This is a genomic window from Corynebacterium sp. HMSC06D04 (assembly GCF_001807315.1).
In the GTDB taxonomy this organism is placed as follows: domain Bacteria; phylum Actinomycetota; class Actinomycetes; order Mycobacteriales; family Mycobacteriaceae; genus Corynebacterium; species Corynebacterium simulans.
This window is the reverse complement of record NZ_KV788547.1, coordinates 266,718-282,470: the sequence shown is the minus strand read 5'-3', so window position 1 is coordinate 282,470 and position 15,753 is coordinate 266,718. Positions and strand designations below refer to the sequence as shown.

Below are 15,753 nucleotides of genomic sequence, written 5' to 3'. Positions count from 1 at the left end.
TCTGATTTTCTACTTCTCGAGCGTTACGCGGATATTAACTTCGCCTTCTTCGGCGATCTTTGCGGCGATTAGTTCTGGTGTCTCAATTCCATAATCCAGTCGGTTCACTGGAATGTTGCCGCCCAGGACAATCGTCTTGTCGTCACGGACAACGTCAAAGTCTTCACTAACCTTCTTCGTCTTGTCCTTAATAGTAAGCTCGCCTGTCAGCGTCACCTTGGCCACCGAGCCGTCCTCAGGAACGTTCGACAAGTCAGCGGGCTCCGTCAGCTTGAAGCTGGCCTCCGGGTACTCGCGCGTGATGAAGAGCTTGTCCTTCATATTCTGGTCGCGGACCTTCTTATCCGTGGTCAGGCTGGTCATATCGACAACGATTGTGCCTTCTTCAACCTTTTGGTCCTTGATTACTGCCTGACCTTCAACTTCCTTGGTGGAACCCGAGGTGCGGGTTTTCTCAGCAGGTAGGATTTCGTCGATGCTGAAGCCAACTGAGGTGAAATTATGCGGCGTACCAGCAATAACGTGCCAATTGCCGTCTAGTTCAGTGCTTGCTGGCTTGGTATGTGCGGCGTCGACAGGCTTGGTCTCTACACCACGACCCATGTAGATCGAGTAAAACAGCGGGCCAAGCGCCACCAAGGTTGCAATGAGGATCAGCACCACGAAAATGGAGATGACCAGCTTGCGGTTACGTAGAAGTTTCTGCATTTGTCCTTACCTCAATTCCTCGAGCCGGCGTGCCAGAGTGACAAGCTCCGTGCACAGCTGTTGAAGCTCTTTAGCGTCCGCGCCTTCCTGTGCGGCAATCCCGATGTCCTCTGCGGAGCAACGCAGCTCAAACAGGCCGTCGCGAAGCGCGTCAGCGCGTTCGGGCGTCATGATGACAGCGTCTTTCGGAATCGAGGTTCCAGAGACGTTGTTGCGCTGCTCGTATGCTCGTTGTTTGCAAGATGGGCTGCAGAATTTACGAGGGCGTCCGCGCCCTCCTTGCGGGATCTCCTTGCCGCACCATTGGCATGTGGCTTGGGCGCGGTCGCGGGTAGCTTGACGGATCACCTGATACACCTTAGTCCATTTATCCCGGGGTGGGAACAAACCCGCGGAGCACTTCGTTATACTGTTAGTTTCTTGGGTGATGTATGTCTACCCTTCCAAGCACACTTTATGAAAAGGATGATGTTGCATGGCAGATCGCGTACTCCGTGGTAGCCGCATGGGCGCCGTCAGCTACGAGACGGACCGTGACCACGATCTCGCACCACGCCAGATGGTCAAGTACCGTACCGAAGACGGTGACATCTACGAAGTTCCTTTCGCAGATGATGCGGAAATTCCTGAGGAGTGGATGTGCAAGAACGGTAAGCTTGGCACCCTGATTGAGGGCGAAGGCGTTGAGTCCAAGCCAGCTAAGCCGCCACGCACCCACTGGGATATGCTGCGTGAGCGCCGCTCCATTGAGGAGCTGGATGAGCTTCTCAGCGAGCGCATTGAGAACCTGCGCTCCCGCCGTCGTTCTGCCGCTCGCCTGCTCAAGGAACAGCAGGAGAACCAGAACCAGGGCTAGTGCGGCCTTCTGCAGCGGATGAACGCAACTAAGTAAAAATAAGAAAGCGGCCTGTCAGCTCTCCTAGATATTAAATCTAAGTGTTAAAGGAGAAACTCACAGGCCGATTTTGCGGGCTTAGCCCGACGAAGTACTTGGTGTACTACTTGGAGTTGCCGAACTGGTGCTTGAGCAGAGCCTTGACCTCGTCTGCGAAGTCACCGGTCCAGGCAAAGCCTTCCTTGACCTTGGCACCCAAGCCCGGGATGTTGCTGTGGCGGTAGGTGTAGGATGCGATGTTTCCTACCTCACCGGCGAAATCCTTAACCTGCTCAGAGCGATGCGCGACGCCCCACTTGGTTACCTCCATCAGTGAATCCTTAACGAAGGAGCCGTCAAGCTTAGACTCGCCGTACTCGCGCTCGGTGAAGGTGATTGGCACCTCGCGTACATCCCAGCCATCCTTGACGGCTCGGAAAGCAAGATCTACCTGGAAGATGTAGCCAGCCTTAGACAAGTCTTCGAAGTCGATGGACTCGAGCAGCTCGCGGCTGAATGCGCGGTAGCCTGCAGTCATATCGGACAGGCCTGCACCCAGAGCCACTGAGATGTAGATATTGCCCAGGCGAGACAGGTACTCGCGGGAAGCCGGCCAGTTGACGGTCTCGCCGCCTGGGATGTAGCGGGAGCCGATTACCAGATCAGCGCCCTTGTCGATCTCAGAGAGCAGCAGGTGCAGTTGCTCCGGTGCGTGAGAGCCGTCAGCGTCCATCTCACAGAGAACCTGGTAGTCGCGCTCTAGACCCCACTTAAAGCCGGCGATATAGGCACCCAGCAGGCCACCTTTCCCCTCACGGTGTAAGACGTGCAGCTTTTCGTCTTCAGCTGCGAGCTTATCTGCTGCTTCACCGGTGCCGTCGGGAGAATTATCGTCAACGATGAGGATGTTGACCTCTGGCGTTGCCTTGCGGACGCGTCCGGTGATTAGCGGAAGGTTTTCGATCTCGTTATAAGTCGGGATGATAACCAAGGTGGAAGCGTGGGTGTTGCTCACGTTTTTAAAGCTCCTCTTTGTTTGCTGCCGCTAAGACGGCAGAGTTTCTGTGTGGCGCGCTTAAACAAGGTTTCTTCCGCAATGAGCGAAGAGCCCACAACGCGCTGACTGTACCAATGATAACCATCAGCCATTGCAGGAGCGAACCAAACCTTACAGCGATCGTCGTCCCCTCGCGCAGCGGAAGCGTCTCAATCAGATACTTGGGCTCAAAAATTTCGCTCTGTTGGCTCACCGTGCCATCTGGGGCGATGATGGCGGAGACGCCGGAGGTCGCCGCCACCACAACCGCGCGGTCGGTCTCCATGGCGCGCAGGCGGCTCATGGCCAACTGCTGATAGGTCATGTCGGAGTATCCGAAGGTGGCGTTATTCGTCGGCGTCGTAAGAATCTGCGCCCCATTGCGAATCGAGCTGCGGAAGGCTTGGTCGAAAGAAACCTCGTAACAGGTAGCCACCCCAACCAATACATTGTTCATGTGGACCACGCCGGGGCCATCGCCGGCCTTGAAATCACCGGCCAAATCCACCAAGTCGGTGATCTTGCGGAAGAAAGTACGCATCGGCATGGTCTCGCCGAAAGGCTGCAGATACTTTTTGTAGTGGTGCTCTCCTACTTCCCCATCCGCCTTAAAGACCTGCATGGTATTGCGTGAACCCACTGCGTCCTCGGTCAGCGTGCCCACGAGAATGGGGGCCTTGATGGCGCGCACCGCGGCGTCGATAAGCGCGCTAGCTTGGGCGTCCTCAAATGGGTTTACGTCGGAAGAATTCTCCGGCCAAACAACCATGTCCACCGGCTTGCCTGCCGCGGCGGCCTCTTTGGTTACCCGCACGTGGTTTTCCAACACCGCACGGCGCTGCGCGGCAAAGTCCAGCCCCATGCGCGGAACGTTGCCCTGGATCGCTGCAACGTTGACCTCACCTACTGTTTTGCTTGGGCGATTAACAAGACTGCCTGCAGCGAACCCAACGATAAGCGGAAGGATGACAGCAGCGGCAGCCCCCGCACGCAACTTACCGCGAGATCGAATCATCCCTACGAGGCCGGACGCCATTAGCACCGTGGCGAAGGTGATAAGCGCAGGCCCGCCTAGCGGTGCGAGGTTCGCAAGCGGCCCGTCGATCTGCCCCCAAGCCAGACGCACCCAGGAAAAACCGCCGAAGGGAACGCTCGAACGCAGCATCTCAACGGCGACGTAGAAGAACGCAAAGAAGATAAACCCCGTTTTATGTCGCGCTAATGCGGTGCCGCCCATGCCCAGCAGCAGGCTGTATAGTGCTAACCAAAACGCCAAGGCGACGTAGGGAAAATTGCCCACCAATTCGCCGATCCATGGCAGCGTGAGCAGGTAGAGCACGAATCCATGTGCAAACGCGAAACCGGCGCCGGCGCGCAAAGTAGGGGCATTACTCCCCCACGGCGTGAGCACGCCATAGAGCAACGCAATGCCTAGGATTCCCATCGGCCACCAGCTGAGTGGCTGGACGGCTAGAAAAGTAAGACCGCCCGACAGGCAGGCTAGCGTCAGGCGGATTAAAAGGTGCTTCATTACTTCGCGGAATCCCCCGCAGAACCAGATCCACCGCCTGTGAAATCATCCGGACTGAGATTCTCGCTCCACTTGCGGATCTCTTCCTCGTCAAGGACCTCTGCCGAGCCCTCCTGGAAAGGATTCCGCGCGTTAGAGCCATTGTTTGTCTTGAAGCCATCGAATCCGCCGAAGCTGCCATAAGAATCGTGGTGCTGTGCCATGGGGCTAGCTTCGAAGATGCGGGTACCCATGTGCTCAATCTTGCGCACCATCGACGCTGCGAGGATAGTGCGCGCCAGGGAACGGGTAGGTGCGAAGATCAGCAACGCCCCCACAATGGTGGACACAAAGCCTGGCATCGATAAGAGCATGCCACCTGCCAGCGTGAGTCCCACGTTGCCTGCGGTCTTTCCCGCCTGCTTGCCGTCCATGTAATAGATGCCATCTTCGCCGCGGACCACCTGACGACGCATGATGCGGCGAACTTCCCATGCGGCAATGGTCATGCCGAAGAACATGGTGATAAAAAGCGCCAGCACCGCGCCCAAGATGCCTAGCCATTTAGCCACGGCCCAAAAGGCGACGGACTCGAGCAAAACATAGGCGATAAACAGAACAAAAGGCATGGCTTCTACCCTACCTATCTGCAAACTTCGCGGGTGCGGCCAACACCCCTTGGCAGACGCGAATATTGGCGGTGGGGCGAGGAAAGTTAAAATCGCAGCCATGACTGATTTGCCCCACACCCCGCCCCAAGAATCACCGCAGGGCGCTCCTCATCGCGCGCCGCTGCTGCTTGACGACGCCACTTTCGGCACCATCGCACGCTTTGTTCCGGTCGCAGGCTCGACCACCGCTGCCGACTGGGTAGAGATTGCAGCCTTGGCTCAAGATTTGGCCGATGGGAATGTGTACTTGGCAGAAGGCGCCGCGCTGGAGCTACGCGGCGTGCATGATCAGCAAGAGCTGTTGGCGCGCGTTAGCGCCCCGGGTTTGCTGGCAGGTACTAAGCCGGTGCTGGCCTCTCCTCTATCTGCCACTGCTCGTGCCGTGGCACGCGATATCGCAGCAGTAGTAGAAAGCTTGGATGCTGCGGCAAACCTGCGCCTCGGAGTCGACGGCGGCCACGGCGACATCCTGTACGAGGGGCTGGACTTTGGTGCGATGCTGGAGGGCGAAAATAGCGCGCGCCTGATTAAAGGCGGCGCACTAGATGAAGATGTTTTCAGCATCGAGGAGCTAGTGCCAGCCCTAGTCCAGGCGCTGGAAGAAAGCGATACCCTTTCAGCTACCGTGGCGCATGGCTCCGGCAATGCCCAACACGACCGTGGGGCTTTTGAAGGCGAGCGGCCAGCGCTGCCAATTGGTTGGCTGGCTGAGCATACTCGCGAAGGAATCGTGGACCTTGGCGCGGGCCTACACAAAGGAATCATCCCGGCAGAGTTTGCGGATCTGATTGGTCGTCTCGATGTCCCGATTACCGTCACCCCGTGGCAGGGACTTATCTTCCACGACATCGCGGAAGGCGATGCCGAAGTGGTCCTGCGTGTTCTTGCGCCACGCGGGTTCATCTTCGACATCAATTCGCCGCATCTCTACAGCTTTTAAGCGCGCCTATTGGCCACGCAGTTTGGCTTGGCTACAAGCTAAACTCGGCAGTCAATTCTCAACGCTGCGTCTAACGCGGCATATGCCGCCAGATAGGACGTGGTACAAGCCGCATGACCCATGCCAGAGCCTGCAAAGCGCGAGGAATCCAAAGCGTGCGGCTGCGGGGCATGCGGCCTTCATCTGCCGTGATGGAATCCACGACGGCGTCTGCCACGACGTCGGGAGTCACTGATAACGGCGCCGGCTTCATACCAGTGGTCATGGAGCCAATCACGAAGCCCGGGCGAGCAGTGATTAGCGCGAGCGGACCACCGTGCAAGCGATCTGCCAGTCCCTGACAAAAGGCGTCTAGACCAGCCTTGGTAGAACCATAAACATAGTTCGCGCGGCGCGCGCGCCATCCGGCAATCGAAGAAAAAGCGACGATGTGTCCGGACTTCATCTCATCAGCTAAGACCGTAAGCATGGACACCTGAGCGGCATAATCCACTAGTGCGATATCGAATGCGTGTTCTTCGTCATGCTCCGCGCGTTCTTGCTCGCCCAAGATACCGAACGCGACTACAGCCGTTTTGAGTTCTTCGCCCTCGCCAAGGCAGCGCTGCGCCGCGTGTACGACGTCGCGATGCCTTTCTACCTGGGTGGCGTCGAAATCTAGCGTATGTACTTCGGTGGCACCCGCGGCGCGAAGCGTGGCGACGCGCTCGTCCAGGCCTTGCAGACCACGGGCGGCCAGCACCAGTTCATTTCCCGGCGCAAGGCGCAGCGCAATCTCGCCGGCGATGTCGCTGCGACCGCCCAAGATCAAAACCCCTGCCATCTAGCGCAGCTCCCGCGGAGCCTTGTTCAGGGACTCGTAACCATCCGCAGTGGTGTAAACGATGTCCTCCAAGCGCATGCCCCACTTGCCCGGAATGTAGATGCCCGGCTCAATGGAAAAGGCCATGCCTTCCTCCAGCACGAGCTCGTTGCCTTCCATGATGAAAGGTTCCTCGTGAGTGGAAAGTCCAATGCCATGACCGGTGCGGTGGGTGTAGTACTCGCCATAGCCCGCCTCTTCGATGATGGAGCGGGTGGCGCGGTCTACTTCCTGCGCGGTGGCACCGGGCTTGGCTGCAGCGCGGCCGGCAGCCTGGGCACGCTCTAGTACTGCATAAGCTTTCTGGAAGTCTTGCGGTGCCGCGGTAACGTCGCCGCCGACGACGTAGGTGCGGGTGGTGTCGGAGTGGTAACCGGAAGGCAAGGTTCCTCCGATGTCGACGACCACCGGCTCGCCTTCGGTGAGCACGCGGTCGCCGTAGTCATAATGCGGGTTCGCGCCATTCGGGCCAGAACCAACGATGATGAAGTCGATCTCGACATGCTCGCGCAGGATCAGCTCACGCAGATCCGCGGCGACGTCGGCCTCGGTGCGGCCAGGCTTAAGCAGCTCCGGCACGGCGTTATGCACGGCGTCGATAGCCGAGCCCGCCTTAGCCAGCTCCTTGATCTCGGCGTCATCCTTGCGGGTGAAAAGCTCAGCCAAAGCGTAGGTGGCCAGTACGTACTGCGGTTGCGCAGAAGAATTGGCGCGCAGCCCATCCTGCAAGCGCAGCACATGATCGGCGGTCAGGGAGGCACCCAGCGCAATAGTGGGCGCTTTGTTCCCTTCGTCCCCTGTGCCCTCAGCGCCTTCCTGCTGCTGTGCAAAGGAATCGCAGGCCAGCTCATAAGGATTTTCGCCATCTTGCCAGCCGCGCAGTTCGATGCCCAGCTCCGCGACAGGAGAAGCATTCAGCGTCTCAATATCGGTTGCAGGGGCAACGATGATAGGCGCGGCGTCCGGGCACAAGACCAGTGCGGTCAGACGTTCGTGGGAAGAAACCCACGAGCCGGTGAGGTAGGCAAAGTCTGCTCCGGTACCCAGAATGAGGAGGTCAATCCCTTTTTCTGCGGCGACTTCTTGCGCATGCTTAAGACGCTGCGCGTAGACCGAAACGGGAAAAGCAATTTGTGAATCAGACATGCCCTCGAGCCTACCTTTTTGGATTAAGCTCCAATTGCCACAACGCCGCGCTGGATCGCATCCATAGCCCTGCGGGCATTGCGGCGAATATCTTCCTCGTAGCCCGTCTTCGCAATCTGCTGGAGCATATCGACCACCTGGCGGCACCAGCGCACGAAATCACCTGGAGTAAGCTCCGCACCGGCCTCGTTGGCTGCTGCCATGCAGTAGCCCAGCGGTGCGCCCGCGGCCCACTGGTGGATGGCGAGCGCAAAGCCGGCCTCAGGCTCGCGAGTGCGCGGCAGGTTGTGGCGTGCTTCGTCTGCGATGAGCTCAGTGTAGATGCGGTAGGTTGCCTCCATCGCATCGGCCATCGCCTCCGTTGCAGCCTCCGGCTCACCGCGGGTCTCCTTGCGGTTTTCGAAGACACACAGCGAAGCCACGCCCGCGAGCTCCGCGGGATCCAACTCGTTCCAGATACCGCGCTTGAGGCACTGCGCAACTAGTAGGTCGGATTCGCTGTGGATTTGTGCAAGGCGCTCGCCCTCGTCGGTGATGACGGGGGTACGTTCCGCGCCAAGGCCTTCGAACTCCACATAGTCCATCTCTGAAAGTAGGTCTACGATGCGGCTGAAGGTCTTGCCCAAGGTGTCGGTGGCGCGCTCGATACGAGCGTTGACCTTCTCGAGGTCACGCTCACGGCGGGCAAGCTTCTGAGCTAGGCCTGCGAGCTGCTCGCGGTCCGTGGCCGGCCACGCATGCGCTGGGTGTTGGCGAATAGCGTCGCGCAACTGGCCGACCTTTTTATTTGGTCGGTTGCGCGGCTCCAAGCGCATCTTCTTCGGGCGGTCATAGTGGTTGCGCTTGAAGGAATCTTGCACGAACTTGGTGTTGCGACGGGGATTCTTCTGCACTGGGCGCGGCAGCTTCATGCGCCCGACCACTATCGGCGGGTTGTTGATCCCGGAGGCGTCGATGCGGCCGGACCAGCCGGTTTCAGTAGTCACCCAAGGGCGCGGATCGGCAGCCTGGTTTGCCGGGGTGACCACCACAGCCAAGATTGGGCGCTTTTTGCCTGCGATAGCAATGACTTCACCGACTTGCAGGCGGGCGAGCATCACCGTGACTTCTTGGTTGCGTTGTGCGGTGTTGTTCGCGTGCGTGGCTTTTTCTTCTTCGGTGAGCTTGCGGCGCAAACGGATATAGTCCATGAGCACCTCGGCCGGGTCCTCCCCGTCACGCGGCGGCGGTGCTAGAGCATCGATGGCGTCGTCAAGCTGATTGCGAAGCTCGCGTACGCGGTGCTCTGCCTTTTCTACCTCGCGGGTCTCCTCCACCACTGAGCCGTCTGCCTGGAACTGTGCAAAGGACTTTTCCAGCAGCCGCAGCGATTCCTCGAAGCCCAGCATGCCGAGCAGGTTGATGGCCATGTTGTAGCCCGGCGTAAAGGTGGAAATGAGCGGGTAGGTACGCGTGGAGGCAAGACCTGCGACGGCATGCGGATCCATCGCTGGCGCCCATTGCACCACCGCATTGCCTATGGTGTCGATGCCACGACGGCCCGCGCGGCCAGTCAGCTGCGTGTACTGGCCCGGGGTGAGATCGACGTGCGCCTCGCCGTTGAATTTGATCAGTTTTTCTAGCACCACAGTACGGGCCGGCATGTTGATGCCCAGCGCCAGGGTTTCCGTGGCGAATACCGCGCGCACGAGACCTTTAACGAAGAGCTCTTCAACGATGTGGCGGAAAGCCGGCAGCATGCCCGCGTGGTGGGCGGCAAATCCTCGCGACAGCGCTTCGCGCCAACGCTTGAAGTCAAGCACCTGGAGATCTTCTTCCGGAATGCCTTCTACGCCGGCATCGATAATCGCCTTGATCTCCTCGGACTCTTCCTGAGTGGTCAACACCATGCGGCTGCGCAGGCATTGATAGAGCGCGCCGTCGCAGCCAGCACGGGAAAAGATGAAGGTAATTGCCGGCAGCATGTCCATCCCCTGGAGCACCTGGAGGGTTTCCGGCCTGCCGAGCGGACGATACCGGTCTTGGGATCGGGCATTGCCAGAGCGGCCGCGCTTATCGCGGCCTCCGCCGTGTCCGCCACCCTTGTGGCGCGCGCGGCTGCGAAAACCTGCACGGTCGTTGCCAGCTGTCTTGCCATCGTCACTATCGCCGGCTTCAAGACGTCGGATGCGGCGCGCCAGTTCGGCGTTTACCTGTCCCCCAGTCTCTGGCTCGAACAGCGGATAGACCTTGCGGCCAATCATCATCCATTGGTCGAGCGGAACTGGACGGTGCTCAGAGACGATGACGGTGGTATCTCCGCGTACGGTAGACAGCCACTCACCGAACTCCTCCGAGTTAGAAACCGTGGCTGACAGACCGATGATGGATACGCTTTCATCAAGGTTGAGGATGACTTCTTCCCAGACCGCACCACGAGAGGCATCGGCCAGGAAGTGGATCTCGTCCATGACAACGTGGCTAAGCCGCTCCAAGGCTCCGGACTCGGCGTAGATCATGTTGCGCAGAACTTCGGTGGTCATCACCAAGATTTCCGCGCCGGAATTGATGGAGACATCGCCAGTCAGAAGCCCCACAGCGTCCTCGCCGTGGGCAGCTACGAGATCGTGGTATTTCTGATTGCTTAGCGCCTTAATCGGCGTGGTGTAGAAACAGCGAGTGCCGCGCGAAAGCGCCAGGGAAACTGCAAACTCACCGACGATGGTCTTACCCGCGCCAGTAGGCGCGCAGACCAGCACGCCGTGGCCATCTTCAACCGCACGGCAACCTTCCACCTGGAAGTCATCGAGTGGGTGGCTAAGTTCTGCGCGAAAGGTATCCAGGTGCATGGAAGTCATAAGCACCAAGGCTACCTGTTGCTACAACACATCGTCGAAGAAGCTCGCGTTATTGTTCGGTGCCGACTGAGAGTTGGGAATTGATGGCTGTGAAGCCTGCGTGGGACGGGTTTGCTGCGGTGCGGCAATCGGGGTCGGAGCCGAGACTGCGGAGGCGCCGCCAATGCCGCTGGCTTGGGTATTAAGCGGTGAGGCTGTCTCGTCGTCCAAGTCCAACCACTCGGGGCGTTCGCGTTTGCGGCGCCTATCGTTGATGCGGCAGAACTGGAATGCAAGCTCTACGAGCAAGCACAGCGAGCCAGCGAGCACCAGCATCGAGAACGGATCCTGGCCAGGCGTCATAAACGCGGCAAAAATCATAATCAACACGATGATGATGCGGCGCTTGTCCTTAACGTGCTCGTACCGCAGGATGCCCAACAGGTTCAAAGCAACAACGAGCAACGGGATTTCGAAGCTGACACCGAAGATAATGAGCAAACCGAGCAAGAAACGATAATAGTCCCCACCAGTCAACGCTGCGGTCTGGAATTCCTCACCAATGCCCATGAGGAATTCAAGGCCAACCGACAGAATGAAGTAAGCAAGCACTGCACCGGCAACGAAAAGAATCACCGCGATAGCGACGAAGCTAAAAGTAAAGCGGCGCTCATTCTTATGCAGACCAGGGACAATGAAGGCCCAGATTTGGTAGAGCCACACCGGCGAAGACAGCACGGCACCCGCTAGGGCGCCCACCTTAACTCGCAGCATCAGCATCTCGAACGGGGTGGTTGCCAAAAGGCGGCACTCCCCGTCCGCGGTAAAGGACACGCGCTTTTCTTCCGGAAGCGAACAATAAGGTCCGCGCAGAATCTCACCGAGCGGTGGCATGTTAAACGGTGCCTGTTGATACCAAATGAAACCGATGATGGTTCCAACCACCAGCGCAAGCAAGGAGATGACGATGCGGCGGCGCAACTCTTGCAGGTGCTGGACGAGCGTCATCTCCCCCAACGGGTTCTTTTTTGCCTTGCGTTGCGCGCGCAAGCGCGCAAGCGCGCTCGCGAGCTTCGCGGCATTCGCAGGAGAATTCTTCGGCATTGTTTAAAAGGATGCTTTCACATAAAAAGGCGAACACCGAACCTCAGCTGAGGCTGGAGTTCGCCGTGGTTGCTAGGCCTAGTGATTAGTTAGCGTTGCCGCCGTTTGGCTGGGTCTGGCCTGGCTGCGAAGAGGTACCGTTCCAGAACTCCTCGTCGGACTGCTTAGCGGCAGAGATCTGGTTTGGCTCCTGCTTTGGCTGGTTTTCCTGGTGCATCTCGTTTACTTCAGACTTGAAGATGCGCATGGAGCGGCCCATCGAACGAGCCAGCTCCGGCAGCTTGGTAGCGCCGAACAGAAGCAAAACGACAAGCAGAATAGCTAGAATTTCCCAAGGTCCCAGGCTCATGGGTTCCTCTTTCTCTTCAGATTATTGGTGCGGGGCGGCAGTTTTTAAAAAGCAACCGCCTTCTGAACTTACGAACGGCTATTTAGTATAACCGCCCAGTGCCGCTAGACGGCGATCTGTAATCGCCTTCACGAGCGAATCCGGGCTGGTGACCCGCACTCTATCAGCTTGGCTTAACGCGAAACGAATAAACCACTCCTCCGAACCGATCGGCATCGTTGCAGCTACGTAGCCATTTTTTAACGCCTCGCCCAAGTCGATGTCGTGCTGTTCTGCTAACCATGTGAATTCTGGGTGAATCTCTAATGTCGCCTTCTTGGCGTGTCGCATGGCAAAGGGCTGCTCGGCATCGAAGTCAAGCTCCCGCAGGTGGGGGTAGGCCTTTTCAGCAAGCGTCTCGACCTCCTGAATGCGGTCCAAGCGAAAGGTGCGATGCGCTTTTTTCGATTCCTCCCACGCAACGAGGTATGGCTCGGATTCATAGATAAAGATGCGCGCAGGATCCACTGTGCGTTCTTTTTCCTGGTTGCTGGAGGCGGACCAATATTTAAAGCGCACGCGGTGCCGCTTATCGACGGCGCTTGCTAGCGTGGCCTGGACTTGAGACTCATGTGGATCGGTATCCGCGAGAGAGTCATAGATAGCTGCTGTCTTTTCATCCATAATCTCCCGCAGCTTTGCAGCTGCTGACTTAACGGCCTCGGTATCGATGAGGCCAGGCATGGCCTCGAGGCTTTCGAGGGTGAGCAAAAGCGCACCGGCTTCCGTCGGAGTAAGCCGCAGCGCCTGCGTCAAGCCTTGGTCATTGTAGATTTGGATGCCGTCGCGATAATCGAAGGAAAGGTCGATCAGGTCTTCGGTATGACGGCCCACGCCTGAGCAAAAGAGGCGATCCACCGCATCTTTAAGCTCCGCCGGCGTCATACCAAGGTCGGTGGCGGCTTCCATCGGGGTTTGGCCCGGGTGATTGCGAAAGTACGGGATCAGATTTAAAGAGCGTACTAGCGCTTGCAACTTTTGCGAACCATCAGCCATGGCTACTCCCCTCCTTCCAGTGCGGCCTCATCTGTGACGCCGAGTGGCGCACTCAGCAGCTTAACTATTGCCTCGCGTACCTCTGCAGGTTCCTTGACCTCCACCTCGGGCGCATAACTTGCTGCTATTCGCACGAGCCAATCCTTATCCACGCCGCGCATCTCCACGATTCCATCATCGCGTCGTACCCCTGCTGCTTCCAGCTCCCGGGCACCGCCTTCAGGGATCGCCACCAGCGCATCGACGCGCTGACCGCGCTTAAGCGTGTCTACCACCAGCTCTTGCAGTGGCTTGGGGGCAACAAGGTGGGTCGCCTCCTGCCGGGAACGTTTCACATTATCGATGCGAGTAGCGCGAAATACGCGAGGGGCTTGCCTGTCGACATCCCAGCCCACGAGGTAAACGCGGCTGTCATGGTTGACTAATCCCCACGGATCCATAGTGCGCCGGACTGCCGGCGCGGAAGGCCGCGCGTAGTAATCGAAGCTGATACGCAAACCCTTACGCACGGCCGTCAGCACTGCGGTGGTTAACTCAGGGCTAATGCGGGTGATGTCGTTAACCGCAACGTAGACCGGCGCGCCGCTGAGATCCCTTGAGGCGCCCGAGGCGGCAATCTTGGTCCAAGCAGACAGCGTGAAATCGCTGAGTCCGCCCGGCTTGCCGATGCCGCCGGCTACGCCCAACACCATCGCTTCCTCTGGGGTGAAGTGGACCGGAGGAAGTTGGTACTCCTCCTGGTTAAGACGATAGGTCGAGCCAAATTCACCACTGGTATGGACCACTGGCACGCCTGCGCGCTGGAGCGTGACGACGTCGCGCGCAAGCTGTTTTAGAAAGGCCTCGTCTCCGCGATCTTGGTAGCCTTCCACGTTCTTGCGGATCCAGGCCGCGCTGCGATCGGGACTGCCGCCGCCGTGGGCTGCGCCCTGCAGCGCAAAGGAAAGATTGGTCAACCTTTCAACGGCGGGGTCGCGTTTGCCTGGTTGAGGCTTCGCCATAGGCCCGTGTGCTCCTTAAAGGAAATAGGTGAATTTATGCGTTGTGCTCCATGTAGTCTAACAACGCTTGCAGCCTGGCATCCTCGAAGACAAACGGGTCTGAGAACTCCTCGGTGTGCGGTTCAGGTCGGTTTACCTTCAGACGCGTCCAATCCACGGTAACGTTGGCGCCCAAGCGGCGCGCCGTCTGCAGGAATTCTCCGCGCAGGCGCGCACGCGTAGTCTGCGGCGGAGTATCGACGCAGGCCGCGATAGCCGCGTCGGTGGTCCAACGCTCAACCATCTTGCGCGCTTCCAGCACGTTAAACAGGCCGCGGCCAGGGCGAATATCGTGATAGGTCAAGTCAATCTGCGCCAGCTTGGGGTGGGCCCAATCGCCGCCGAGGCGCTCACGATAGCGATCCAGAAGGCTGCGCTTGATTACCCAATCGATCTCGCGGTCGACGCCACTGAAATCTTGGGTGTCAATGGCATGCAGCGTGCGCTGCCAGAGGTCTACTACCTTGCGCATCTCGGCATTCGGAGTGCCCTCATCCGGGCGTTCCTCCAGCCAACGTTGGGCGGCCTCGCACAGGGCGTACTGCACTTCCAATGCCGTGATGGTCGAGCCGTCCTTCAACCCTAATTCGGTACGGCCAGTGGTATCCCGGGCGATGTCACGGATGCGATGAATCGGATCAACGACATCGAAACGCGGTACGTCGAAGCCTGCCTCTAGCATTTCCAGCATCAACAACGTTGAACCAACTTTCAACGCCAGCGTGGTCTCCGACATGTTGGAATCGCCGACGATGACGTGCATGCGGCGGAAGCGTTTCGAGTCACCATGCGGCTCGTCGCGTGTGTTGATGATTGGTCGCGAACGAGTCGTGGCCGAGGACACGCCCTCCCAGACTTGATCCGCGCGTTGGGAAAGCAAAAAGCGAGCTGGCTGGTCTGCCTTAGCCGGTTGAATCTTGCCGGCGCCGCAGATGAGTTGGCGGGTGATCATGAAAGGCAGCAAGGCCAGGCCTAAGTCTTTGAGCACCGCGTGACGGCTAATGAGGTAGTTCTCGTGGCATCCATAAGAGTTGCCTGCTGAGTCGACGTTATTTTTAAACAAGTAGACGGAAGCTGGGCGATTTTCGGCAGCCATCGTCCCTTCAGCCTTGCGGGCGAGCTCGTCTACGATGCGGTCGCCGGCGCGCTCATAGTTGATGAGCTGAGTGAGGCTATCGCACTCGGCAGTGGCGATTTCCGGATGTGAGCCCACATCAAGGTAGAGCCTTGAGGCATTTGGGCTAAAGATATTCGAGGAAGAATATTGCTCCACAACGGGCCGGAACAAGATGCGCGCCACCTCATCCGGAGTCAGCGCGCGCTGATTGCCATCGGCCCGTGAGGTCACGCCATATTCGGTCTCGATGCCCATGATGCGGCGGGCATAAACGTGATCCGTGTGCGCCTCGCCCACGTCTATTCGCCGCCCTTTTGCACATATGCGCGTACGAATTCTTCAGCGTTGTTTTCAAGCAAGCCGTCGATCTCATCAAGCAGATCATCCGTGCCCGCGCTATTGATGCTCACCTGGCCCGCGGAGAACTCCGCGGCCTCGTCACCGTTGCTACCGCCGTTGCCGGCATTTACCTGGGATTGGTTTCCGCTCATTGTCTCTAAACCTTCTTTCTTTCCTACTATCTTTCTATCTTTTCGGCGAATTGC

The 15,753-nt window shown here is 58.5% G+C and carries 16 protein-coding genes; 2 read left to right on the top strand and 14 right to left on the bottom strand.

All coding sequences use genetic code 11. The features are described from left to right. Positions 1–9: 9 nt before the first annotated feature. Entirely contained in the window at positions 10–708 is a 699-nt protein-coding gene (locus HMPREF3155_RS07145; protein ID WP_070432935.1) for a YceI family protein, read from the bottom strand. Between the two features lie 6 nt (positions 709–714). Next, positions 715–1,056, bottom strand: coding sequence for a hypothetical protein (locus tag HMPREF3155_RS12665; RefSeq protein WP_235591278.1), 342 nt, complete (start codon positions 1,054–1,056; stop codon positions 715–717). A gap of 127 nt (positions 1,057–1,183) precedes the next feature. Between HMPREF3155_RS12665 and HMPREF3155_RS07140 the strand changes: the two genes are divergently transcribed. Continuing rightward, the gene (locus tag HMPREF3155_RS07140; RefSeq protein WP_070432934.1) at positions 1,184–1,564 is read left to right on the top strand and encodes an RNA polymerase-binding protein RbpA; all 381 of its coding nucleotides are present in this window, start codon (positions 1,184–1,186) and stop codon (positions 1,562–1,564) included. A gap of 142 nt (positions 1,565–1,706) precedes the next feature. Here HMPREF3155_RS07140 and HMPREF3155_RS07135 read toward each other — a convergent pair whose 3' ends face one another. From HMPREF3155_RS07135 to HMPREF3155_RS07125, 3 genes are read right to left on the bottom strand one after another with little or no spacing between them, the layout of a single operon-like run. Then, complete coding sequence (locus tag HMPREF3155_RS07135) at positions 1,707–2,597, bottom strand: polyprenol monophosphomannose synthase (RefSeq protein WP_070432933.1); 891 nt, start codon at positions 2,595–2,597, stop codon at positions 1,707–1,709. Between the two features lie 4 nt (positions 2,598–2,601). Then, positions 2,602–4,149, bottom strand: a complete 1,548-nt coding sequence (gene lnt / locus HMPREF3155_RS07130; RefSeq protein WP_070432932.1) for an apolipoprotein N-acyltransferase — start codon at positions 4,147–4,149, stop codon at positions 2,602–2,604. After that, positions 4,149–4,757, bottom strand: a complete 609-nt coding sequence (locus tag HMPREF3155_RS07125; RefSeq protein WP_061922513.1) for an FxsA family protein — start codon at positions 4,755–4,757, stop codon at positions 4,149–4,151. The genes lnt and HMPREF3155_RS07125 overlap by 1 nt, the downstream gene beginning before the upstream one ends. Before the next feature lie 100 nt (positions 4,758–4,857). Between HMPREF3155_RS07125 and HMPREF3155_RS07120 the strand changes: the two genes are divergently transcribed. Continuing rightward, positions 4,858–5,739, top strand: a complete 882-nt coding sequence (locus HMPREF3155_RS07120) for a hypothetical protein (protein ID WP_246817708.1) — start codon at positions 4,858–4,860, stop codon at positions 5,737–5,739. 70 nt (positions 5,740–5,809) lie between these two features. Here the strand turns inward: HMPREF3155_RS07120 and HMPREF3155_RS07115 are convergent, their stop codons facing one another. From HMPREF3155_RS07115 to HMPREF3155_RS07075, 9 genes are all read right to left on the bottom strand, one after another. After that, entirely contained in the window at positions 5,810–6,562 is a 753-nt protein-coding gene (locus HMPREF3155_RS07115; RefSeq protein WP_070432931.1) for an SDR family oxidoreductase, read from the bottom strand. Continuing rightward, on the bottom strand, positions 6,563–7,747 hold the full coding sequence (locus HMPREF3155_RS07110) for a M24 family metallopeptidase (protein WP_070432930.1): 1,185 nt from the start codon (positions 7,745–7,747) through the stop codon (positions 6,563–6,565). A 23-nt stretch (positions 7,748–7,770) separates the two neighbouring features. Beyond that, the gene (locus HMPREF3155_RS07105) at positions 7,771–10,584 is read right to left on the bottom strand and encodes a DEAD/DEAH box helicase (RefSeq protein ID WP_070432929.1); all 2,814 of its coding nucleotides are present in this window, start codon (positions 10,582–10,584) and stop codon (positions 7,771–7,773) included. A gap of 21 nt (positions 10,585–10,605) precedes the next feature. Then, positions 10,606–11,571: a twin-arginine translocase subunit TatC gene (tatC, locus tag HMPREF3155_RS07100; protein WP_070432962.1), complete on the bottom strand. Its 966-nt coding sequence runs from the start codon at positions 11,569–11,571 to the stop codon at positions 10,606–10,608. Positions 11,572–11,752: 181 nt separating this feature from the next. Then, positions 11,753–12,016 (bottom strand): Sec-independent protein translocase subunit TatA, encoded by a 264-nt coding sequence (gene tatA, locus HMPREF3155_RS07095; RefSeq protein WP_070432928.1) that lies wholly within the window; start codon positions 12,014–12,016, stop codon positions 11,753–11,755. 78 nt (positions 12,017–12,094) lie between these two features. Next, a complete protein-coding gene (locus tag HMPREF3155_RS07090; RefSeq protein WP_070432927.1) occupies positions 12,095–13,051 on the bottom strand; it encodes a helix-turn-helix transcriptional regulator in 957 nt (318 codons plus the stop codon). Positions 13,052–13,053: 2 nt separating this feature from the next. Continuing rightward, positions 13,054–14,052, bottom strand: a complete 999-nt coding sequence (locus HMPREF3155_RS07085; protein ID WP_070432926.1) for a helix-turn-helix transcriptional regulator — start codon at positions 14,050–14,052, stop codon at positions 13,054–13,056. Positions 14,053–14,086: 34 nt separating this feature from the next. Further along, entirely contained in the window at positions 14,087–15,463 is a 1,377-nt protein-coding gene (gene pafA, locus HMPREF3155_RS07080; RefSeq protein WP_070432961.1) for a Pup--protein ligase, read from the bottom strand. Positions 15,464–15,507: 44 nt separating this feature from the next. Further along, a complete protein-coding gene (locus tag HMPREF3155_RS07075) occupies positions 15,508–15,699 on the bottom strand; it encodes a ubiquitin-like protein Pup (RefSeq protein WP_061922482.1) in 192 nt (63 codons plus the stop codon). Between the last annotated feature and the right edge of the window lie 54 nt (positions 15,700–15,753).

Bases quoted from the DNA above. Each gene is read 5' to 3' on its own strand.
- pafA (WP_070432961.1), bottom strand. From the start codon at position 15,463: ATGGGCATCGAGACCGAATATGGCGTGACCTCACGGGCCGATGGCAAT.
- HMPREF3155_RS07125 (WP_061922513.1), bottom strand. From the start codon at position 4,757: ATGCCTTTTGTTCTGTTTATCGCCTATGTTTTGCTCGAGTCCGTCGCC.
- lnt (WP_070432932.1), bottom strand. From the start codon at position 4,149: ATGAAGCACCTTTTAATCCGCCTGACGCTAGCCTGCCTGTCGGGCGGT.
- HMPREF3155_RS07115 (WP_070432931.1), bottom strand. From the start codon at position 6,562: ATGGCAGGGGTTTTGATCTTGGGCGGTCGCAGCGACATCGCCGGCGAG.
- HMPREF3155_RS07105 (WP_070432929.1), bottom strand. From the start codon at position 10,584: ATGACTTCCATGCACCTGGATACCTTTCGCGCAGAACTTAGCCACCCA.
- HMPREF3155_RS07110 (WP_070432930.1), bottom strand. From the start codon at position 7,747: ATGTCTGATTCACAAATTGCTTTTCCCGTTTCGGTCTACGCGCAGCGT.
- HMPREF3155_RS07140 (WP_070432934.1), top strand. From the start codon at position 1,184: ATGGCAGATCGCGTACTCCGTGGTAGCCGCATGGGCGCCGTCAGCTAC.
- HMPREF3155_RS07085 (WP_070432926.1), bottom strand. From the start codon at position 14,052: ATGGCGAAGCCTCAACCAGGCAAACGCGACCCCGCCGTTGAAAGGTTG.
- HMPREF3155_RS07090 (WP_070432927.1), bottom strand. From the start codon at position 13,051: ATGGCTGATGGTTCGCAAAAGTTGCAAGCGCTAGTACGCTCTTTAAAT.
- HMPREF3155_RS07075 (WP_061922482.1), bottom strand. From the start codon at position 15,699: ATGAGCGGAAACCAATCCCAGGTAAATGCCGGCAACGGCGGTAGCAAC.
- HMPREF3155_RS07120 (WP_246817708.1), top strand. From the start codon at position 4,858: ATGACTGATTTGCCCCACACCCCGCCCCAAGAATCACCGCAGGGCGCT.
- tatA (WP_070432928.1), bottom strand. From the start codon at position 12,016: ATGAGCCTGGGACCTTGGGAAATTCTAGCTATTCTGCTTGTCGTTTTG.
- tatC (WP_070432962.1), bottom strand. From the start codon at position 11,571: ATGACGCTCGTCCAGCACCTGCAAGAGTTGCGCCGCCGCATCGTCATC.
- HMPREF3155_RS07145 (WP_070432935.1), bottom strand. From the start codon at position 708: ATGCAGAAACTTCTACGTAACCGCAAGCTGGTCATCTCCATTTTCGTG.